We start from the raw sequence: 20,354 nt of genomic DNA, 5'->3' as shown, positions 1-20,354 counted from the left end.
AGGAAAAAAACATTGACCGGCCCGCCGACTTTGCCTACAATGTAAGCATCATGGCCAAGGCGGAGTTCATCGGCGAATTCGAGCAACTGGTGCTGCTGGCGGTGCTGCGCTGCGGCGAGGACGCATACGGCGTCAGCATCGGCGCCGAGATCCGCCGTCAGACGGGACGCAGCAGCTCGCGGGGCGCCCTCTACGTCACGCTGGAACGGCTGGAGAAGAAGGGCTACCTGCAATCTCGCCTGGCCGACTCTTCGCAGCAGCGCATGGGACGTCCCCGCCGCTACTACCGGCTATGTCCGGCGGCCCTCAAGGCCTTGCGGACGCAACGCCAGGCGCTGCTCAGCATGTGGGAGGGATTCGAGGAAGAGCTGGAGCCGTCTTCATGAACGCTCGCTCCGACCGGCGTCCTCAGGTTCCCGGCTGGACGGAAGCCCTGCTTTCCCGGCACCTTCCCGCCCGCCTTTCCAGCGAGGTGCTGGGAGATTTTGAAGAAGAGCTCTTAGAGTTGCGGCTGAGCTGGCCGGCCCGCCATCTCTGGTGCCTGCGCCAGGCGTCGTCGGTCTTATTCCATTCTCTGCTCGGCAAGTTCTCCTCGCCAGGGAGACTCCCCAAGAGACGAGGAGATTCTTTCATGAACGCTTTCGGTCAAGACTTCCGCATCGCATTCCGCAAGCTTGCAAGGCGTCCCGTTGTGAGCTTCTTGGCGCTATTGACGCTGGCCTTGGGCATCGGCGCCAACAGCGCCATCTACTCCGTCGTCTATGCCGTCATGCTCAAGCCTTCGCCTTACCCCAACGCCGAGCGGACGCTCATGTTGGGAATGCGGGGCGAGGACTCTTCGGTCTCCTTCAGGGAGTGCCGCCAGGTCCTCGACAAAGCCGCCACTCTGGAGAAGGCGGGCTGCTACTCGGGCTGGACGGTGAGCCTTTCGGGAGACGACGACGCCGTCCTGCTGCGCGCCGCGGCGGTCTATGGAGACTTCTTTGAAGTGCTCGGCCAGCCCGCCCTCCTGGGCCGGCTGCCCTCGGCTCAGGAACTGGAGCGTCATGAGGAACGGCCTGTGGTCATCAGCTCACAATTGTGGCGGACCCGTTTCGCTGCCGACTCGTCGGTGATCGGCCGCGAGGTCCTCTTGGACGGCTCTCCCGCCACCATCGTGGGAGTCCTGCCCGATTCCTTCGAGATTCCCAACCCTGGCGTCCAAGCCTGGTTTCCTCTGCGGCCCTTCCAGGAGCAGGGAGACTACCGGCGCTACCGCTACCTCGACGTGCTGGGTTTGCGCCGCTCCGAGACCGGACCGCAAGCCGTCCGCCAGGAGATAGAGGCCTTGGAGATGGGGATGCTGGCCGAAGTGGTCGACTCGCCCCAGGAGGTCGTCGACTGGACGACGACGGTGACTCCTCTGAGTGCCTACCAATCGGCTCAGGCGCGTCCTCTGCTGAATGCGCTTTGGGCGGCGGCCGGCTTCGTCTTGCTGATCGCCTGTGCCAACGTCGCCAACCTCCAGCTTTCGCGCGCTTCGGCGCGGCAGCGCGAGATCACGCTGCGCCGGGCCCTGGGCGCCGGACGCCTGAGACTTTTGCGCCAATTGCTGGTGGAGAACGTCCTGCTGGCGGTGAGCGGAGGAGCGCTGGGACTGGCCGTAGCCTACTTCGCCGTCAACGGACTGCGCCGCTTTCTGCCCGCTGAAACGCCCCGAGTGGCCGAAATTGCGCTTGATCACCAGGTGCTGCTCTTCACCCTGGCAGTCTCCCTGGCCGCTGGACTGCTCTTCGGACTTGCCCCCGCCTTGCGCTTGAGCCGCCGTCGCCATTTCTCAGCCCTTGGCGCCGGACGCACGCTGACCGCCGACCTCGGCCAAGAACGCCTCAGCCGCCTCCTGGTGGTGGCCGAGACGGCTTTGGGGCTTGTTCTGGTGGTGGGAGCCGGACTGATGGTGCAGACCCTGCACCGCCTGACCAGCGTCGATCCGGGATTCGGCGCCCAAGGCGTGATCCGAATGGAACTTTCGGTACCCCGCAACCGCTACCCCGAACAGGAGGAGGTGGTCCGTTTCTTCCAGAGGGCCATGGAGGAAGTGCGCAATCTGCCCCAGGTCGAGGAAGCCGGACTCGTCCACCTCACCCCCTTTACCGGATACAATTGGGGCAGCCGCTTGGAGATCGAGGGACGGACCTTCTCCGATCTTCAAGAACAGCCCATGACCGACTGGCAGATCGCCGACTCGGGCTACTTCAGGGCCATGCGCATCCCGCTGCTGCAGGGACGGACTTTCGACCCGCGCGACATCCAGCAGGGCGCCACACCGGTGACGGTCATCAACCACGCCCTGGCCCAGACCCTCTGGCCTGGCGAATCGGCTCTGGGCAAGCGCATCCGCAGCGGCCAGGAAGGCGACGTATGGGTGACGGTCGTGGGGGTGGTGGGGAACGTCCGCCATCATGGGTTGGACCAGCCTCCGCTTCCCGAAATGTATCGTCCGCTGGGACAAAGGAGCCTGCGCGGGATGCACGCCGTAGCCCTTGCGTCGGGCCCACTCGAGGGGGCCATCCCCGCCATCCGCGATACCTTGCGCCAGCTTGATCCCCAAGTGCCGGTATCCCACCTGGCTCCCTTGGAGGAAAAGATCCAGGGGTCGATGCGGGACCGAAGCCTCATGCTGGGTCTGTTAGGTTCTTTTGCGCTGCTGGCCTTGCTCCTTGGAGCCGTCGGCATTTACGGAGTGTTCTCCGACGGGGTGGCCCGCCGCCTTCCCGAACTGAGTATCCGCATGGCCCTCGGGGCCAGCCCTTCCCACCTCAAACGCCGAGTCGTGAGCCAAGGGCTCAGGACCGCTCTGGCGGGCGTGGTACTGGGACTGGCCGCGGCCTTGGGCCTGTCCCGCCTGCTGGAAGGCCACCTCTTCCAAACCGATCCCCACGACCCCCTGTTGTTGGCCTCTCTCTCAATCTTTCTGCTGCTTGTTTCGGCGGCCGCCTGCTACCTCCCTGCACGGCGCGCTTCCCGCACCGACCCCCTGCAAGTCCTGCGCGACGTGTAGGACGGCCTTCAGGCCTTGGCATGAGGCTTGCTCCTCTTCGAGTAGGGAACAAAGCCTGTACGGAGAGGAGGACCGCCATGAAGGCTCTGTTGTCGCTTTTGTTGCTGGGCGGATGGGGTTGGGCACCTCAGGATTCAGACGTCCTGAACAAGCCAGCCCTGCTTAGGGAAGCCCATCAGGCGCTATGGGATTACTGCGGCGAACGCCAGAATCGCGGACACTGCCGGCAGCCGGGGCAACCTCGGATCGGTCTCCTCGCGGGACCCATCGTGGTTCCTGACCACCACAGCCTGCACCGTAGTCTCCCAACGCCCGATTCCATTACTATTGAAGGCCTCGTCCAGGAGGCGACCGGAGGCATCATCCCCGGGGCCACGGTCCGCTGCCTGTCCCAGCAGGGCGAGCTGCTGCACACAACCATCAGCGGCGACTCAGGACGGTTCTCCTTTCCGCCCTTGCCACCGGGCCCCTACCAGATCTCGGCCGCCTTCTCCGGCTTCAAGCAAGCCCTCATCGAGTTCGAACCGCAGGGCACGCCGATGGCCCCTTTGAGGCTAAGGCTGGAAATCGGTCCCTCCAGCGAGGTGGTCGTGCAGCACCTGCCCGAGAGAGCCGGGGGGCCGCGAGATCTGGCTGTGACGCTGCTGTCCTTGGAGCAGGCCTCAGGATTCCTTCCTTTTGCGGTCCTGCGTACGCAAGAAGGCAGCCGGGTACTCACACGCAGTCTGGGCAAGGGAATCGAAGCCTACTCCAGCCAGTCCGAGTGGCTGCAGGACCTGGCCCGTTCGCGCAAGTTCTATGAGGTTGCGCTCGACCTGCCCGGCGGACCCCAGCGCCTGGCTCCCTACCTGCAGAACTGGGCCGCCCAAGCCGCCTCGCACAGCTATCTGCAGCTTCGTGATCTGACGGAAGATGAGCAGCCTCTCTTCATCGCCGCCGCCATCGATATCTATGTCGTGTCCATCTGGAGACAGATGGAGGACTTGCCTGCCATCGATCTGCTCACCGACCCGCCGGTGGAGGGAGCGTCGCAACACCTTCATTACCTCTTGGACAAGGTCGCCGCGGGACGAGATGACCTGGAAGCCCTGGGCGCTTTCCAACCCCAGCACCTGGACACCCTGCGCCCTTTCCTGGAGGCCCGCCTGGGAATGTTTTCCCTTCACCGGGAGCAGCGCGAACCGTTCCCAGACGAACCTCCACGCCTGCTGGTCGCCTTTCCGGTCGGTCCCTGGCTGATCTATCTGGATGCCGATTCAGACTCGCTGGAAGTGGAATCCCTGCTCATCGACGATTGAGAATGGGGCCCCGGCCTCCGCAGGAAGTTCTCTATGAGGCGAATGCGAACTGTGATACGTTTAACTAACTAATAGACATAAAGTCCGCCAAGAGGCTGAAGAGGCATCGGACCTCAGGCCATCCGCCGCCAGTTTGGAAGCGCCACGCATTCACCATCGTTTCGCATGCGCCTGCTTGTTCCATGTAATCCTCTTTGAGTAACAATCAGCTTCACACTCGCTCGACTCGTCGCCTCCAATCTCCGCGGATTTTGCGCGGACACTTTTGCCCAAAGGAGGCACCCATGTTGGCAAACAACCGATCAAGCCTGAGCGTTCTTGCAGCCGCGGCGGTGCTCGCCGTGGCTCTGACGGCCCTGCCCGTCATGGCTCAGGAGCGCAGCAACATGCAGGAGAGAATTGACCAAGCCATCTCTCTTCTGGAGCAGTCCAAGTCCTGCGAGACAGCCCGGGCTGCCATCGACCTGGGATTGCAGATCCTCTATGGCGGCCTGCGTCCTTTGCGTTCCAAGGGCTCGGAGGCTTCCATCGAGGCCGACCGCGCCATCAGCCAGAACGAGCGAAACTTCGCAGAGGCTCTGCGGCGATACTCAGAGGAAGGAAGCTGCGCCGAGCAGCAGGCTCGGGCCTTCGATCTCAAGATCTTCGTCGAGGAGATGAACGAGGTCGCCGAGGCCGTCTCCCGCATCACCGAGCAATGCGGAGAAGGCGACCGCATCGACCAGCAGCCCTGTGACCAGCTCAGGCCCGTTCTCGACGAGGAGACGGGTCACGAGTTCGCGGCCTTCCCCGGAGACGGCCAGGAAAAGGAAGAGGCCCGTGCCGACCGTACATTTCCGCCGGTGCGCATTATCCGTCCCTCCTACTCGGTCAAGCTGCGCAGCGGATTCGTCCCGCCCTGGACTTTCGGGTGGGATGAAGACGTCGTCCTCACTGAAGCCCTGGCACCGGGCGAGTGCACCGTCATCTTCAAGGAAACCAAAGGGCTGATGATCCGCTTGCACTTTGAGAGGATCATCGTCGTCACCGATCCCTGGGTAACTGTCTTCGGGGCTCCCAGGGGAACCAAGATTCCTATTTGGCGGCTGGAGTTCGTACCCTCCGAGTACGTCAAAGAGTGGAACATCTGCAACCAGCACACGAACATCAAGAAGACCGTAACTCAACGCGTCAAACAAGACCGCGCTTTGAACTACTTCTGGCGCTTCTATCCCAAGGGCCGCTACAAGCACTGACCCGGCCGGCTCACTCTACGGGGCGCGGCTCGGGCCAGGGCTTGAACTGATGCCTGGAGCCGCGTCCCGGCCCTGCCAAGGCCATCCAGTAAACACTCGTCACCACTTTTTCGTCCCACTTCTTGACGGATGCGCGACCAACGTGCCGCAATGGATAGGGTCGAAATTATGAAAGTCCGCCTCAAGCATCAACAGCTCGCCAGGGAGCTGGAAAAGCGCAATTTGAGCCTCAATCACTGGGGACTCAAGATGGGCTTGAGCAAGGGGCATCTTTCGCTGCTGGTCAATGGCAAACGGCCTTATCCCAGTCCTTCGACGCGGCGCAAACTGCTGCGCGGGCTGGAAACCGATTTCCATGTGCTCTTCGAAGTCGAAAACGACGAGAAGAGCAATTCCGGCGGCGCCGGCATGAGTTCTTCATTCAGAACTCGCTTGTCCCCTCAAGGTCCCCGAGGAGCATCGACGATGGAAAGCATCCGCCAAGACATCCGCACCGCCTTTCGTTCCCTGGTACGGCATCCCTCCTTCGCGCTGACGGCCCTGCTGACGTTGGCGCTGGGTATCGGCGCCAACACGGCCATCTTCAGCGCCGTCAGCGCAGTGCTGATCAATCCGCTGCCCTATCGCCAGCCGGGCCGCCTGGTGGCAGTGTGGAACCTGCTGGCTTCAACCGGGCCGGGATTCTCCCATCTCTCGGGGCCGGAATACGTCGACTTGAGCCGGCGCAATCAATCGCTGGAGAGTCTGGCGGCGGGCACCCTCGATTACCAGTCGCTGACCGGACGGGGAGATCCTCTGCGCCTGGGGGCGGCATATGTGAGCGGGAACTTCTTCTCCACGCTGGGCGTGGAGGCGCTCCATGGACGCACCTTGCAGCCCGCCGATCTGGCTCCCGAGGCCCCGCCCGCGGCCCTGCTCAGCCACGGACTGTGGAGCAGCGTCTTCGCCGCCTCCGCCGAGGTGGTGGGTCAGACCATCCAGCTCGACGGACGCGCCTACGAGGTGGTGGGCGTGCTGCCGGCCCGTTTCTCCGTCCGCAACCCCGACATCCCCCTGCTGCAGCCTCAGGACGTCTACCTGCCTTTTCCCTTCCCCTTCGAGCGGCTGGAGCGCGACTCCCGCTTCCTGCTGGCCATCGGACGCCTCAAGTCCGGCGTCACGCCCGCGGCGGCCCAGTCCGACATGGACGGGGTGGCCAACCAACTGGCCGTCGACTTCATCGAGGACTACCACGACAAAGGCTACGGCATCGCCGTCGAGCCGCTGGACGAGCAAATCGCCGGGCAGTCGCGCTTCTCCCTGCTGGCTTTGCAGGGCGCGGTGGGATTCCTGCTGTTGCTGGTGTGCGTCAACCTGGCGACTTTGCAACTGGCGCGGGCCGCCGCCCGCCGCAGCGAGGTGGCCATCCGCATGGCTCTGGGCGCAGGACGGCTGCGCCTGGCCCGCCAGTTCCTGGCCGAAGCCCTTTTGCTGGCCCTGCCCGGAGGGATCGCCGCCATCGGACTGGCCCACCTGGGGGTGGACGCCATACGCCGCCTGGGGCCTTCCTCCATCCCCCGTCTGGACGAGCTGGCCATCGACACGCGCGTCCTGCTCTTCGCGGCCGCCGTCTCGCTGGCCGCCGCCCTGGTCTTCGGGCTGGCGCCGCTGCTGCAGATCTCTCTCAAGCGCTTGGCCCGCAACCTGGCCGGGGACGCCCGCAGCGGCGGCCGGCGCCGGGGCGAGATGCGTCTGCGTCAGGGACTGGTGGCCGCCCAGGTGGCCCTGGCCCTGATGCTCACGGTGGGCTGCGGACTGATGCTGCGCAGCCTGCTCCACTTGCAGGCCGTGGACTCGGGATTCCAGGGCCGGGACGTCCTCACCCTGGCCATCTCGCTGCCCTCGGCCAAGTACCCCGAGCGCCGGCAACAGGTGGCTTTCTTTGAGCGCCTGGAGCAAGCCTTCGCCGCTGTTCCGGGCGTGGACTCGGTCGGCGCCGTCTCGCGCCTGCCCTTCTCCCACACCAACATGAGCGGAGGCGTCACCATCGAAGACCCCGCCAGCGAGCCGGGGCCGGTCAAGTACGAACTGGCCCGCCGCCACGCCACTCCCGGCTATTTCGCGGCTATGGGCATCGAACTGGTGGAGGGGCGCCTTTTCGACTCGCGGGACCAGTCCGACAGCGCCCCGGTGGCCCTCATCGACGACCGCCTGGCGCAACGCCTGTGGCCGGGCCAAAGCGTCCTGGGACGCCGCCTCCACCGCGGCGGACTGCAGACCGAGCGCCCCTGGCGCACCATCGTGGGCGTGGTGCGCCACGTCAAGCACCGCGGACTCGACGTGGAGGGACGCGAGCAAGTTTATTTCCCCCTCACACAACAGCCCGACGATACCGGATTCATGTTCATCACCGTCCGCTCGCCGCTTTCGGCCTCGGCGCTGACGCCGTCGCTGCGCCAGGCCCTGCGGACGCTCGATCCCGACCTGCCCCTGTCTCAACTGGCCTCCATGCAGGAGCGCGTCGCCTCCTCCTTGGCCCAGCCCCGCTTCTACTCGCTGCTGCTGGCCATGTTCGCCCTGCTGGGACTGTGCCTGGGATCGATGGGAGTCTATTCGGTGATCGCCTACATGGTCCACCGCCGCACCCGCGAAATCGGCCTGCGCATGGCACTGGGAGCCCGCACCGATGAGGTCTTCCGCATGGTTGTCCGCCGCGCCCTGGCCCTGGCGGTTGTGGGCATCGCCGCCGGAACGGCCGCCTCGCTGGCCCTGGGCGGCTACCTCTCCACGCTGCTCTTCCAAGTCGTCCCAACCGACCCGCTCACCCTGGCCGCCAGCGCCCTCATCCTCCTGCTCATCGCCCTGGCCGCCGCCGCCTTCCCCGCCCGCCGCGCCGCCTCCCTCAACCCCACCTGCGCCCTGCGGGTGGACTGAGGCTTAGGGGAACCGGGGAGGGCAATCCGGCGTGGAAGAGGCATGGGAAATCTCACACAAGACGTACGTTTCGCGCTGCGGGTGCTTTGGAAGAATTGGGTCTTTACGCTGACGGCGGTGCTGGTCATCGCGTTGGGGATCGGGGCTAATACGGCGGTTTTCAGCATCGTCAACGGCGTGCTGATCGACAGCCTTTCCTACCGAGAACCCGAGAGTCTGGCATTCCTGTGGGCCGACGGCTCGGCCCGCAACGGAGTCGACCGGGTGGCAGCCACCAGCGGCGACTTCCTGGACTGGAAAGAGAGCCAGGACGTTTTCAGCGACTTGGCCGCCTTGCGCAATTCCTCGCTGCGCCTGACCGAACGCGAAGACCCCATCGTGCCGCTGGTCCACGAGGTGACCCACAACTACTTCGACCTGCTGGGCGTGCAGCCGGCCCGCGGACGCGACTTCCAGCCCGACGACGAAGAGGGCCCGGCCAGAGTCGTCATGGTCAGCTACCCGCTCTGGCAGGCCGCTTTCGGAGGCGACGAGTCGTTGCTGGGCAGCGACGTCGAGCTGGACGGAGAGATGTACACCGTCATCGGCATCACTCCTCAGGACTTCTACGCCGCCCACATCTTCGCCACCCAGCCTGGACTGTGGACTCCGCTGTCGCTGGCCGGCCGCGAAGACGACCGCCGCACGCGCGATTTGGCCGTGGTGGGAAGACTGGCGCCCGGACGCAGCCTCGAGGAAGCCGAGTCGGCCATGAAGGCCATCGCCGCCAACCTTGCGCTGGAGCATCCTCGGACCAACGAGGACTGGTCGGTCAATGTTGAAGCCATCACCGATGACGTGGTGGGCGACTTCCGCCAGACCTTCACGCTGTTGCTGGCGGCGGTGGCGGCGGTGTTGCTGATCGCATGCGCCAACGTGGCGGGAATGGTGCTGACGCGGGCCCGGGGACGTTCGCGCGAGATCGCCCTGCGCACCGCTCTGGGCGCCCGCCGCACCCGCATCATCCGCCAACTGCTGACGGAAAGCCTGGTGCTGGCAGGGGCGGGCGGGGCTGCCGGACTGCTGCTGGCCTGGAACTGTTTGGGTCCGCTGACGCGCTTGATTCCCCAGAGTGCGGGGGTGCCCTTCCTGGAAAAGGTCAGCCTGGATTCCAGCGTGCTGCTCTTCACCCTGCTGGTATCGCTGGCCACCGGCATCGCCTTCGGACTTCTTCCAGCCTTCCAGGCCAGCCGCCTCAACCTCAGCGAATCGCTCAAGGAAGGCGCCCGCGGCTCCGTCGGCGGACGCCAATCGCGGGCCCAGCGCGTACTGGTGGTGGGACAGGTGGCCCTATCGCTGATGCTTCTGGCGGGCGCCGCCCTCATGCTGCAGACCTTCGGACGGCTGACCGGACTGCATCCCGGCTACGATGCCGAGCGGTTGCTGACACTGCGCCACTCGGCCCGCGGCGAAGGACTGCAAACAGCCGCCCAGCAGGTGCCCCACTTCGAACAGTTGATCGAGCAGCTCAAGACCTTGCCGGGTGTCAGCCACGTCAGCGCCTCCAACACGCTGCCTCCCCTGGCACCCTTCATCGTGCGGAGCTTCCAGATCTCGGGACAGTCCGCCGAGGAAGGGTTCGAGCCCTTGGCCATCCGCCGGGTGGTGGCCGCAGACTACTTCGAAACCATGGGCATTCCCGTCCTGCGGGGGCGCACGCTTGGATCCTTTGACCGCGCCGACACCCAGCCGGTCACGGTGGTCAACCAAGCCTTGGTGGAACGCTTCTTCCAAGGCCGCGATCCCATGGGAGCCTTGATTACGCCCCAGGGAGGACAGCCCATGCAGGTAGTGGGTGTGGCCGCCAACGTCCGCTCGCGGGGACTCGATCCGCGTCCCCAGCCCGCCTTCTACACCCCACTGGCCCAGACGCCCATGACGCCGCTCAACCTGGTGCTGCGCGTTCCCCAGGGCGATCCCATGGCCGTGGCCCGCGACGCCGAACGCATGATCTGGGACTCTACCGACAGCGGCAACGTCTACGGCATTCAAACCCTGGACCAGCGCATCGAAGACCTCTATTGGCGTCCTCAGGTGGCCTCCCTGCTGCTGGGCGGATTCGCGCTGCTGGCTCTGCTCTTGGGCGCCGCCGGAATCTACGCCGTCCTTTCGGCCTCGGTCACCCAGCGCTTCCAGGAGATCGCTATCCGCGGCGCTCTGGGAGCCCGCCGGGCCGACATTCAGCGGCTGGTGCTGGGAGAAGGACTGCGCTTGGCCTTGGGAGGGGTGGTGATCGGTACGCTGGCGGCACTGGGACTCTCGCGGCTCATCGCCAATCAGCTCTACGGCGTCAGCCCCACCGACCCTGTCACCTACGGTGCGGTGGCGGCGACGCTGCTGGCGGTGGCCGTGGCCGCTTGCCTCATCCCGGCCTACCGCGCCACCCGCATCGATCCCATGCAGGCCCTGCGTTCGGAATGAAAACCCTGGCCTTCAGTCGTCGCACTCGGCCGTCAGCACCCATGTGCTCGAAATGCAGGGCACGCCGTGCCGCCGGGAACTCCACCGCCGGAGCAAGCGCCCAAGCATCTTGACGCGCGGGAAAAAAAGTTTATGGTAGGAGCCGTTCATCCCCAAAAAGGAGCTTCACATGCTGCGAACGATCATCGCCGTCGTGGTTGGGTACATCGTCATGGCCCTGCTGGTCTTCGTTCTACTCACCATAGCTTGGATGGTGGTGGGCCCGAGCTTCGCCTTTCAGCCGGGGACCTCCAAGGTCACCTTGGGCTGGATCGCGGTCAATCTTCCGCTCAGCTTTATCGCCGCCCTGGCCGGAGGCTGCACAGCCGCTTTCATCGGGCGCAGATCCGCCCCGGTCAAAGCGCTGGCTTGCTTGGTGTTGGCACTGGGACTGGTCTTCGCCGTCCTGCACTTGGCGGTCGACGACCCTAGCGGACAGGAAGCCGTCAGCGAGGTTTCGACTGCCGAAATGAGCGCATTCGAGGCTGCTTCGGAAGCCGTCCAGCCCGCCTGGTACAACTTCCTCATTCCCTTCGTGGGCGCAGCGGGAGTCCTCCTGGGAGGACGGCGCATTCCGGAAACGGCCTAGTCCCGACAGGCACCTTCAGGATCGCCGCAGGGATGCGCCTCCCACCAGCCTTGGGTCAGCCTGCTTTTCCAGCAGCATCGGAGTGGCTGGCCGCATTCAAGGGATGCCCAACAGCCATCCATGGCTGCTCAGCCGGCCCGCAAAAGAGTGCTGATCGCCGCAGGGATGCGCCTCCCACCAGCCTTGGGTCAGCCTGCTTTTCCAGCGGCATCGGAGTGGCTGGCCGCATTCAAGGGATGCCCCGCAGCCAGCCATGGCTGCTCAGCCGGCCCGCAAGAGAGTGCTGATCGCCGCAGGCATGCGCCTCCCACCAGCCTTGGGTCAGCCTGCTTTTCCAGCGGCAGCGGAGTGGCTGGCCGCATTCAAGGGATGCCCAGCAGCCAGCCACGGCTGCTTCAGCCGGCCCGCAAAAGAGTGCTGATCGTGGCAGGGATGCCCCACAACAGGCTTGTGTGCTCGCTCTTCTTGTTGCATTCAGGCGGCTGCGGCCCAGCGCCCGCGAGGCTGGAAAAGGCAGGCGGATGCACGGCTGGTGGGAGGCGCATCCCTGCGGCGATCCTGACAACGCTGCCAGCCCGCTCCCCAGGCCCCTCCTGGGCGGCAATCCCTCTGCTAAAGTAGTCCCAAGAGCATGAACCTGGTTTTTGAGCCGCTTTTTCCCTGGACTCATCTGGCTGCAGCGTTGCTGGCTGCGGTGCTGGGGACGTTGGGGTGGAGCGCCTGGCGCAAGGGAGCAGACGGCTGGCGGAGCTGGACGCTGGGGCTGACAGCGGCGGCAACCTTCTGCTGGGGGCTGGCGGCGCTCAATCCGTTGCTGCTTGAGGAGCGGGGCGAGGGGCTGCGGCTGGTGGCGGCGCTGGACGTGTCGGACAGCGTGCTGCGGGCCGAAGGCGGATGGGAGGCGGTGCGAACCCGCACCTCGCAGGCCCTGGGGGAAGCGATCGGACGGTTGCCCGCCCAACTGCGGACTTGGGCTCGGGCCGACCTGCTCACCTTTCGCGAAAACGCGGCGACGGCCGCCGAAGAGATCGAGTTAGGCGACCTGGAAAGGGCCGTGGCCCAGATCACTCAGTCCGACTTCGCCGTGGGGATGGAGAGCGATATCGAATCGGGCCTGCGGGCCGCCGGCGGACGCATCGCCTCCAGCGGACGCGCCGGGGCCGTGGTGCTGGTCAGCGACGGCAACCAGACCCGCGGAGACGCCTTGGCCGCCGCCCGCGACCTGGCCCGGCAGGGCGTTCCCGTCCAGGTACTGGCCGTGGAAAGCGCCGCTCCTGATTTCGCCATCTCGGCCGCCGACTTGCCGCCGCGGGTGGAGGCCGGCGTCCGCACCTACCTGCGGGGCGTGCTCCGCCACTTTCGTCCCGGCCCCGTGGAAGGCCGCCTGGAGATCCGCCTCAATCCCGGATTCGAGCAGGGACACCGCTTCGGACGCAGCCTGGCCCAGGAGATCGCCATCGAGACGGAAGGCTGGGTGCGGCTGCGCCAACCGCTCTCTTTTCAGGGCTACGGACTGCAATTCGCGGAACTTTCGCTGCAAGGCAACCAGGGCGGCCCTCCCCATCGAAGACGGCTCTTCACCCACGTGACCCGTCCGCTGCGGGTGCTGGCGGTGGGCGGCGACCAGCGCTGGATCGGAGCGATTCCTGAAGGCGCCTTCCAGATCGTCCAGCGCCGCCCCGAGGACTTGAAGCGGGACGAGGACGAGGACGGGGGCTGGAGCCGCTACGACGCCGTGGTGCTCAGCGGAGTCACCTGGGAGCGCTTTCCGCCCGGCGTGGCGGAGGAGATGGCTCAGGCCGTCCGCCGCCAGGGCCTGGGACTGATGATCATCAACGGCGACCACCAGGGGGCCAAGCCCGAGGCGCTGAGCGTCCTCATGAGCTACAAAAACACTCCCCTCGACCCCCTGCTGCCGGTGGAACCGGGTCCGCGGCCGCACACTCAGGAACCGCCGCCGCGCCACGTGGTCATCGTCATCGACGCCTCGGGATCGATGGGGGGCAGGCCGCTGCGCCAGTCCAAGGAAATTGCCGCCCACATCATCGTCAACCTGCTGCGCGACGTCGACCGCCTCGATCTCATCACCTTCACCAGCGGCGCCCGCTACCTGGTCAGCAACCTGCGCATGAACGGCGAGTCCAAGCAGCGCGCGCTGGAGATGGTCAGCGCCATCCGCGCTTCGGGGGGCACCGATCCCAACCGGGCCCTCAAGCTGCTGCAAGAGCGCTCCATCGAGCAGTGCGGGCTGATCTTCATCTCCGACGGCGAATTCGAGAAGGTATCGGCGCGTCCCGACTGCCGCGCCACCGTCTTCGCCATCGGACGCAACAGCGTACCCTCCGGCTCGCCGCTGCACGATCTGGCCGACCCCTTCCCGGTGGGTCCCGGATTCAATCCCGGCGCCATCGACATCCCCTTCTTCGACGACCGTCCACGCGACCGCTACTTCGAGCCGGGACGCTTCACGCCCCTCACGGTGGAAGGCGAAAGCTACGGCCTGCCCGCACCGCGCCTGCCCCTCGAAGGCAACGCCGTCAGCCGGCGCCGCGAAGGCTCCCAGATCGTCACCTTGCGTCCCAAGCTGGCCGATCCGGTACTGGCCTACCGTCCGGCCGGGGAGGGCACCGTGGGCTTCTTCGGAAGCGGCTTCCCACCGTTGTGGCTGGATGATGCTTCGGGACGGGAGGCGATCAGGGCTTGGATTTCACGCGTGGTGGCCTACAACGCCCGCAACCGCTACCACTTCGAGATCGAGGACGTAGGCGATGCCCTGCGCGCCACTCTTTCGCTGAGCACCGAGTCGGGAGCTATCCCCGCCGTCCAGCGCCTCTCGGTGCAATTGGAAGTCGCTTCGTCCAGCCCCGACGCTTCCGAGGATGGAAGCGCCGGCCAGCCCCCTCAGCCCGTCCCCTTCCAGCCCGATCCGGCCGGTCCGGGAACCTTCACGGGCGTGATCCCCAACCCGCCGGGACGGCCGGCCCGCCAGGCCACCCTGGTCATCCGCGAATCGGGACCCGAGGCCCTGCAGCGCCCCCAGCGCGTCCCCATCCTCATCCCCGCCTCGGCACAAAGCACGACGGCCCTGACCCGCGAGGCCTACTCCTACGGAACCAACCGTTCCCTCCTGCGGGCCATCGCCCAAGCCGGCGGCGGAACCTTCTTGGGCGAATCCGACCGCCCGCTCCTCCAATCCGCCCTCGGCGAAGCCCCTCCCGTGTCCCTCTGGCCCTACCTCTCCCTGCTGGCCGCCGCCCTCTACACCACCTCCATCGCCCTGCAGCGCTGGAGAGCGTAGCTACTCGGACGAGGAGAGCCCCTTCAGCTCCAGGCCGACGGCCGCGATGGCTTCGATGGCCGGGAGGAGCCTCCGGCCCAGATCGGTCAGGCTGTACCAGACCGTGGGAGGGGAGGTGGGCCGCTCCTGGCGGCTGACGACGCCGTCCTTCTCCATGCGCCGCAGGCGGGCAGTCAGCGTCTTGGCCGAGATGCCCTTGAGGTCGCCCTTGAGTTCCATGAAGCGGCGCGGATTCTCGCGCAAATACCAGATGATGTTGGGAGTCCAGGTACCCCCCACAAGCCTCATGCATTCATCCAGCGGACAGCTTGGAGGCGGCGGCTTCACAAGGCTCTTTCGGTGACGGATCATCGGCATTCTTCTCCCCTAAAAGCTCTCCAGGCGGTTACCAAATGGCAACCGGCAATGTGGAAACCAACGCATAAGGGCCTACATCCTAGGCTGCGTTTGCGAATGATACTCACAGCCAACAAGGAGCGAATGCACATGCATCAAGATAACAGAACAGCCATCGTGACGGGGGCATCCAGCGGCATCGGACTGGAAATCGCCAGGACGCTCTTGCAGAGCGGCTACCAGGTGGTGGCCAACTCGCGTCGTATTTCCCGGTCGAAAAAGCTGACCCCTTCGGAAAACCTGGTTTTGATGGACGGCGACGTCTCTCAGCCCGAGACGGGAGCCCGATTGGTCGAAACGGCCAGGCGCCAGTTCGGATCGGTCGGCCTGCTGGTCAACAACGCCGGCGTCTTCATCCCCAAGCCTTTCACCGAATACTCCGAGGACGACTTCCAGACCCTGTTAGCCACCAATCTGGCGGGCTTTTTCCACGTCACCCAACCGACCGTGGCTCAGATGATCAGCCAAAAGTCGGGGCACATCGTCAACATCTCAACCACCCTGGCCGTGCAGCCCTTGGCGGCGGTACCTGCGGCGCTTCCCATCCTCACCAAGGGGGGACTCAACGCCGTCACCCGCGCGCTGGCCATCGAACTGGCCGCACAAGGCATCCGCGTCAACGCCATCGGCGCGGGAATCATCGACACGCCCATGCACGACCCGGCCAACCATGACTTCCTGAAAACGCTGCACCCGATTCAGCGTCTGGGAGAGGTCTCGGAAATCTCCCGGGCGGTCCTTTACCTCAGCGAGGCTTCTTTCGTCACCGGAGAAGTCCTTCACGTCGACGGAGGCGCTCATGCAGGCCGTTGGTAAGACTCCACACCGGAACTGGCTTAGACGCTTGAGGCAACTCGGTTTCAAGTTGCCCCCGCCGCCCTCTCCCTTGGGCAGCTATAGTGGCGCCGTGCAGGCGGGAGAACTGCTCTTCCTGAGCGGAATGCTCCCCCTTATCGAGGGCAAACCCGCGATCACCGGAAAGGTCGGCCAGGATGTGACAACCGAGCAGGGGCGTGGGGCGGCGTTGATCGCTGCCCTCAACGCTCTGGCCACTGCCAACCATCACCTGGGAGAGCCCACTCTCCTCAGGTCGGTGGTGCGTGTGGGAGTCACCGTGGCCTCTGCGCCGGACTTCACCCAGCACCCGGCTGTCGCCGATGGGGCTTCCAGGCTCTTTGCCGATATTTTCGGCAGCGAGCCGGGGCATACCCGCCTGGCGGTCGGCGTTGAAAACCTGCCCTTGGGGGCGCCCGTGCTGCTGGAAGTCATTTTTGGCATCGGCGAAGGAGAAGCCGGCTACTGATGGAGAAAGCGTTGATGAGCAAATGGACTGAGACGGCCTTGACCAAGAGGCTGGGCATCCCCTATCCGATCATACAGGGACCCATGGGCGGCGGATTCTCCACTCCATTGCTGGTCTCGAGCGTATCCAATGCAGGCGGTCTGGGATCGTTGGGGGTCTTTCATCTCTCCCCCGAGGACATCCTCAGGGCCGCTGACGAAATCCGCCAAAGCACCTCCCGGCCCTTCGGACTCAACCTGTGGGTCTCCAACCACGACGAGGCCGCCAAGGACTATCCCCTTCACCGTCTGGAGGAGGGGATGGATTGGATGGAGCCCTACTACCGCGAACTGGGCCTGCAGAGGCCGGCCCAGCCGCCCTCCCTCACCTATCAGGACTTCGAAGCACAGGCGGCGGCCGTCATCGAGGCCCGTCCGGCCGTCTTCAGCTTCGTCTTCGGGATTCCCTCCGAGAGCATTCTGGAGCGGTGCCGGCGCCAGGGTATCCTGACGGTTGGGGCCGCCACCACGCTGGATGAGGCCGAGGCGCTGCAAGAAGCCGGGGTCGACATGATCGTGGCCTCGGGCCTGGAGGCGGGCGGTCACCGACCCTCCTTCATGGCCGAGGCCGAGGACTCGCTGGTCGGCACCTTGCCGCTGCTGCGCCAGATCGTCTCCAAAGTCGGCCTGCCGGTCATCGCAGCCGGCGGAATCGCCGACGGGGCGGGCGCAGCGGCGGCACTGACTGGTGGAGCCGCCGCCGTTCAACTGGGTACGGCCTTCCTGGCCTGTGAGGAATCGGGCGCCCCTCCCCTGCACCGGCGCATGCTCTTCAGTCCTGAGGCGCGGCACACGCTTCTAACGCGCGTCTTCAGCGGCCGGCTGGCCCGCAGCATCCGCAACCGCTTGTATGAGGAGTGGACCGAGACCTCTGCCCCCATTGCCCCCTATCCGCTGCAGGGCCGGCTGGCCGGCACCCTGCGCCAGGCCGCCATCGAGCAGGGCCGCAGCGACCTCATCTCCCTCTGGTCCGGCCAAGCCGCCCCCCTCCTCCGCCACCGGCAAGCCGCCGAACTGATGGGCTCTCTGGTCGCAGAGGTCGAAAGCGCCCTGGCGGGCAAAAGGTCGAGTCAATAGCGAACGCGTGACAGAACCAAACTTCTCCACGGGGGATCTCCTTTGGAATCCGGAGATCCTATAGCCTATGCCAAAAGCATGTCATTCAATGGCTTCACCAGCGTGCCTGCCGTTACTCGTCGAACGAATTGGGGAAGCCCGCGTTGCGGGTGGAGGAGATCATTTCGTCGACCTTCTCTTTGAGAGAGGACTTGTAGGCATCCAACTTGGCGGCCAAAGAGTCGTCGCCGGTGGAGAGGATCTGCAGGGCCAGCAGGGCAGCGTTCTTGGAAGCGTCGAGGGCCACGGTGGCCACCGGGACGCCGGAAGGCATCTGCAAGATGCTGAGGACTGAGTCCCATCCATCGATGGAGTTGGAAGACTTGACGGGGACGCCGATGACGGGGAGGGTGGTGACGGCGGCCAGCATTCCAGGAAGGTGGGCTGCGCCTCCCGCCCCCGCGATGAGGGCCTTGAGCCCGCGCTCGCGAGCCGTGCCTCCGTATTGCATGAGGCGTTCGGGAGTGCGGTGGGCCGAGACGATGGTCAACTCGTACGGCACATCGAATTCCGCCAGGGTCTCGGCCGCCGCCTTCATGACCCGCAGGTCGGACTGGCTGCCCATAACGATTCCCACCGAAGGCGAATTGCTGCTGGATTGGCTCACGATATCTATCCTCCTGCCACGACCTTCAGAGTTCGCTTGACGTAGCGGGCTTTTTCCTTGGCGCGGGAGAGTTGAGGGTCGACGATGGTGATGTGGCCCATTTTGCGGTAGGGGCGGGTGTAGAACTTGCCGTAAAGGTGCAGGTGCAAGCCCTCGACCTGCAGCACCTCCTGCATGCCCCGGTAGCGCGTCTCGCCGTCGTATCCGGGGGCGCCCAGCAGGTTGACCATGACGGCCGGTGCCAGGGCGTGAGTGCTGCCCAGCGGGAGGTCGAAGATGGCGCGAAGGTGCTGTTCGAACTGCGAAGTGAGGTTGGCTTCGATGGTGTGGTGTCCGCTGTTGTGCTTGCGGGGAGCCAGTTCGTTGACCAGCACCCTGCCCTGGCGGTCGAGAAACATCTCCACCGCCAGAAGTCCCTCGATCCCGAGCTTCTCGGCCACGGTGCAGGCGATGCGGGAGGCCTCGCGGGCCGTCTCGTCATCGAGTTCGGCCGGCGAGAAGAGGAACTCGACCAAATGCTCCTCGGGATGGAATTCAAGCTCCACCACCGGAAAAGCACGCACATCTCCCGAGGGGTTGCGGGCCACGATGACTGAAATCTCTTTTTGGAAGTCGACCTCCCGTTCCAGCACCGAGGGAGCCTGGAAAGCTTGGACGAAGTCTCCGGCGTTGCTGAGACGCTGCACGCCGCGCCCGTCGTAACCGGCCCGGCGCAGCTTGAGAAATGCGGGAAGCAGCCCGGCGTGACGGGACAAGTCGTGGCGTCCCTCCACCAACTCGAACTCCGAGGTGGGAATGCCGTGCTCCTCAAAAAACTGCTTTTGCAGGCCCTTGTCCTGAATCAGGCGCAAGACCGACGACTGCGGACGCACCAGCCGTCCTTCTTTCTCCAGCGCCTCCAGCGCGTCGCAGTTGACGTTCTCGATCTCGATGGTGAGCAGGTCGGCCTGGCGTCCGAACTCGACGACCTGGTCGAAGTCGGTCAGGTCGCCGGCCTGGAACTCGTTGGCGAAGCGGCTGCAAGGAGCCTTGGGGTCGGGGTCCATGACGGTGCAGGCGATATTGAAGTCCATGGCCGACCGGATGAGCATCTTGCCCAGTTGTCCCCCGCCCAGAATCCCCAACTTGAAACCCCGGTAGAAGTCTTTCATTTTGCAGGGCCGATTATAGGTGGAGCAGCCCGCCGGGCAAAGGTCACCGGCCTGATCGCCGGACTGGAGCCTCGACGAGACGTATACTCAGGGCATGAGCCGGGCGCCGCGCGATGTCGATTTTTCTCGCTTTCCGCTGGAGGACGCAGTGCGGCTGTTGGGCGGGGTGGCGATGCAGGTGATGCGGCAGGTGCTGGCGGGGGGAGCGGAGGCGGATCGAGAGGGAGGCAAGGAGGCAGAGGAGGACGTCCTGCGGCCGCGGCTGTCGGAGATTCAAGTTCGGCTGCTGGAGAAGAGCCTGGGACAGGCAGGCACGGGAGAGAAGGAGAAGAAGAGCAAGGGCGGCTGGTGGACACGGTTGAGGGGCCTGCTCAGGCTGAAGCGAAACAGCGCCAGCCGCGAAACTCAGCAATCGAAGCCCTCGCCCGCCCCGGAGGTGCAGGCGGCACCCTACCTGACGACCTTGCGCTGGGCCCTTGGGCACGAGGCCGGCGAAGAGGAATGGCGGCGACAGATCCTGGGCAAGATGTGGGACGAGTTGGGGGGGCGTCCCGGAGGCGCCATGCCCGATCTGCTGTGGGAACTGGCAGGCCAAGCGGCCTTTCGGGATCCGCACTTTCAAAGGCTGGCGGCGGAAGCGTCCCTGCGCCATCTCAAGCACAATCGGCTGCTGACCGGCGAATTGACGCCTCTCCAGTTTCATCCCAACGCCTTCTGGTTTCTGCTGGCCGTAGCCGAGTTGCCCGCTCCCCGGCTGCAACACCTGGCCCGGCGCAAGCTGCTGGAAGACCAGTGGACGGGAGAGTGGGAAGCCTGGCTGATGGGACTGGTGAGTCAACGCTTTCCTCAATCGCTGGACAAGCTCAGTCTT

At 65.3% G+C, this 20,354-nt stretch carries 15 protein-coding genes; 12 read left to right on the top strand and 3 right to left on the bottom strand.

Features of this window, described 5'->3' with window-relative positions:
• The first annotated feature begins 50 nt into the window (after positions 1-50).
• The 8 genes from VLU25_05150 (at position 51) to VLU25_05115 (ending at position 14,872) form a co-directional block, all read left to right on the top strand.
• Complete coding sequence (locus tag VLU25_05150; GenBank protein HSR67308.1) at positions 51-386, top strand: helix-turn-helix transcriptional regulator; 336 nt, start codon at positions 51-53, stop codon at positions 384-386.
• The gene (locus VLU25_05145; protein HSR67307.1) at positions 383-3,040 is read left to right on the top strand and encodes an ABC transporter permease; all 2,658 of its coding nucleotides are present in this window, start codon (positions 383-385) and stop codon (positions 3,038-3,040) included. The genes VLU25_05150 and VLU25_05145 overlap by 4 nt, the downstream gene beginning before the upstream one ends.
• A gap of 77 nt (positions 3,041-3,117) precedes the next feature.
• A complete protein-coding gene (locus VLU25_05140) occupies positions 3,118-4,338 on the top strand; it encodes a carboxypeptidase-like regulatory domain-containing protein (GenBank protein HSR67306.1) in 1,221 nt (406 codons plus the stop codon).
• Between the two features lie 284 nt (positions 4,339-4,622).
• On the top strand, positions 4,623-5,573 hold the full coding sequence (locus VLU25_05135) for a hypothetical protein (GenBank protein ID HSR67305.1): 951 nt from the start codon (positions 4,623-4,625) through the stop codon (positions 5,571-5,573).
• Between the two features lie 168 nt (positions 5,574-5,741).
• On the top strand, positions 5,742-8,486 hold the full coding sequence (locus VLU25_05130; GenBank protein ID HSR67304.1) for an ADOP family duplicated permease: 2,745 nt from the start codon (positions 5,742-5,744) through the stop codon (positions 8,484-8,486).
• 42 nt (positions 8,487-8,528) lie between these two features.
• A complete protein-coding gene (locus VLU25_05125) occupies positions 8,529-10,946 on the top strand; it encodes an ABC transporter permease (protein ID HSR67303.1) in 2,418 nt (805 codons plus the stop codon).
• A gap of 169 nt (positions 10,947-11,115) precedes the next feature.
• Positions 11,116-11,574 (top strand): hypothetical protein, encoded by a 459-nt coding sequence (locus VLU25_05120; protein HSR67302.1) that lies wholly within the window; start codon positions 11,116-11,118, stop codon positions 11,572-11,574.
• A gap of 631 nt (positions 11,575-12,205) precedes the next feature.
• Positions 12,206-14,872 (top strand): VWA domain-containing protein, encoded by a 2,667-nt coding sequence (locus VLU25_05115; protein ID HSR67301.1) that lies wholly within the window; start codon positions 12,206-12,208, stop codon positions 14,870-14,872.
• Here the strand turns inward: VLU25_05115 and VLU25_05110 are convergent, their stop codons facing one another.
• On the bottom strand, positions 14,873-15,223 hold the full coding sequence (locus VLU25_05110; protein HSR67300.1) for a helix-turn-helix domain-containing protein: 351 nt from the start codon (positions 15,221-15,223) through the stop codon (positions 14,873-14,875). It abuts the gene before it with no gap.
• 135 nt (positions 15,224-15,358) lie between these two features.
• Here VLU25_05110 and VLU25_05105 point away from each other — a divergent pair, with 135 nt between their 5' ends.
• From VLU25_05105 to VLU25_05095, 3 genes are read left to right on the top strand one after another with little or no spacing between them, the layout of a single operon-like run.
• Positions 15,359-16,084: an SDR family oxidoreductase gene (locus VLU25_05105; protein HSR67299.1), complete on the top strand. Its 726-nt coding sequence runs from the start codon at positions 15,359-15,361 to the stop codon at positions 16,082-16,084.
• 28 nt (positions 16,085-16,112) lie between these two features.
• Entirely contained in the window at positions 16,113-16,571 is a 459-nt protein-coding gene (locus VLU25_05100; protein HSR67298.1) for a RidA family protein, read from the top strand.
• 14 nt (positions 16,572-16,585) lie between these two features.
• A complete protein-coding gene (locus VLU25_05095) occupies positions 16,586-17,686 on the top strand; it encodes a nitronate monooxygenase (protein ID HSR67297.1) in 1,101 nt (366 codons plus the stop codon).
• Between the two features lie 112 nt (positions 17,687-17,798).
• Here the strand turns inward: VLU25_05095 and purE are convergent, their stop codons facing one another.
• Both purE and VLU25_05085 read right to left on the bottom strand, forming a co-directional pair.
• Positions 17,799-18,290 carry a 5-(carboxyamino)imidazole ribonucleotide mutase gene (gene purE / locus VLU25_05090; protein ID HSR67296.1) on the bottom strand — a complete coding sequence of 164 codons (492 nt, stop codon included), beginning with the start codon at positions 18,288-18,290 and terminating at the stop codon, positions 17,799-17,801.
• Between the two features lie 47 nt (positions 18,291-18,337).
• Positions 18,338-19,483, bottom strand: coding sequence for a 5-(carboxyamino)imidazole ribonucleotide synthase (locus VLU25_05085; protein ID HSR67295.1), 1,146 nt, complete (start codon positions 19,481-19,483; stop codon positions 18,338-18,340).
• Positions 19,484-19,577: 94 nt separating this feature from the next.
• Between VLU25_05085 and VLU25_05080 the strand changes: the two genes are divergently transcribed.
• Positions 19,578-20,354: hypothetical protein (locus VLU25_05080; GenBank protein HSR67294.1), on the top strand; the 777-nt coding region annotated here is incomplete at its 3' end.

The sequence above is a fragment of the Acidobacteriota bacterium genome (genome assembly GCA_035471785.1).
GTDB lineage: Bacteria > Acidobacteriota > UBA6911 > RPQK01 > DATIPO01 > JANQFM01.
This window is presented reverse-complemented; position numbering and strand designations above follow the sequence as displayed.

Bases quoted from the DNA above. Each gene is read 5' to 3' on its own strand.
- VLU25_05145 (HSR67307.1), top strand. From the start codon at position 383: ATGAACGCTCGCTCCGACCGGCGTCCTCAGGTTCCCGGCTGGACGGAA.
- VLU25_05105 (HSR67299.1), top strand. From the start codon at position 15,359: ATGCATCAAGATAACAGAACAGCCATCGTGACGGGGGCATCCAGCGGC.
- VLU25_05120 (HSR67302.1), top strand. From the start codon at position 11,116: ATGCTGCGAACGATCATCGCCGTCGTGGTTGGGTACATCGTCATGGCC.
- VLU25_05150 (HSR67308.1), top strand. From the start codon at position 51: ATGGCCAAGGCGGAGTTCATCGGCGAATTCGAGCAACTGGTGCTGCTG.
- purE (HSR67296.1), bottom strand. From the start codon at position 18,290: ATGGGCAGCCAGTCCGACCTGCGGGTCATGAAGGCGGCGGCCGAGACC.
- VLU25_05110 (HSR67300.1), bottom strand. From the start codon at position 15,223: ATGATCCGTCACCGAAAGAGCCTTGTGAAGCCGCCGCCTCCAAGCTGT.
- VLU25_05135 (HSR67305.1), top strand. From the start codon at position 4,623: ATGTTGGCAAACAACCGATCAAGCCTGAGCGTTCTTGCAGCCGCGGCG.
- VLU25_05095 (HSR67297.1), top strand. From the start codon at position 16,586: ATGAGCAAATGGACTGAGACGGCCTTGACCAAGAGGCTGGGCATCCCC.
- VLU25_05140 (HSR67306.1), top strand. From the start codon at position 3,118: ATGAAGGCTCTGTTGTCGCTTTTGTTGCTGGGCGGATGGGGTTGGGCA.
- VLU25_05125 (HSR67303.1), top strand. From the start codon at position 8,529: ATGGGAAATCTCACACAAGACGTACGTTTCGCGCTGCGGGTGCTTTGG.
- VLU25_05115 (HSR67301.1), top strand. From the start codon at position 12,206: ATGAACCTGGTTTTTGAGCCGCTTTTTCCCTGGACTCATCTGGCTGCA.
- VLU25_05130 (HSR67304.1), top strand. From the start codon at position 5,742: ATGAAAGTCCGCCTCAAGCATCAACAGCTCGCCAGGGAGCTGGAAAAG.
- VLU25_05085 (HSR67295.1), bottom strand. From the start codon at position 19,483: ATGAAAGACTTCTACCGGGGTTTCAAGTTGGGGATTCTGGGCGGGGGA.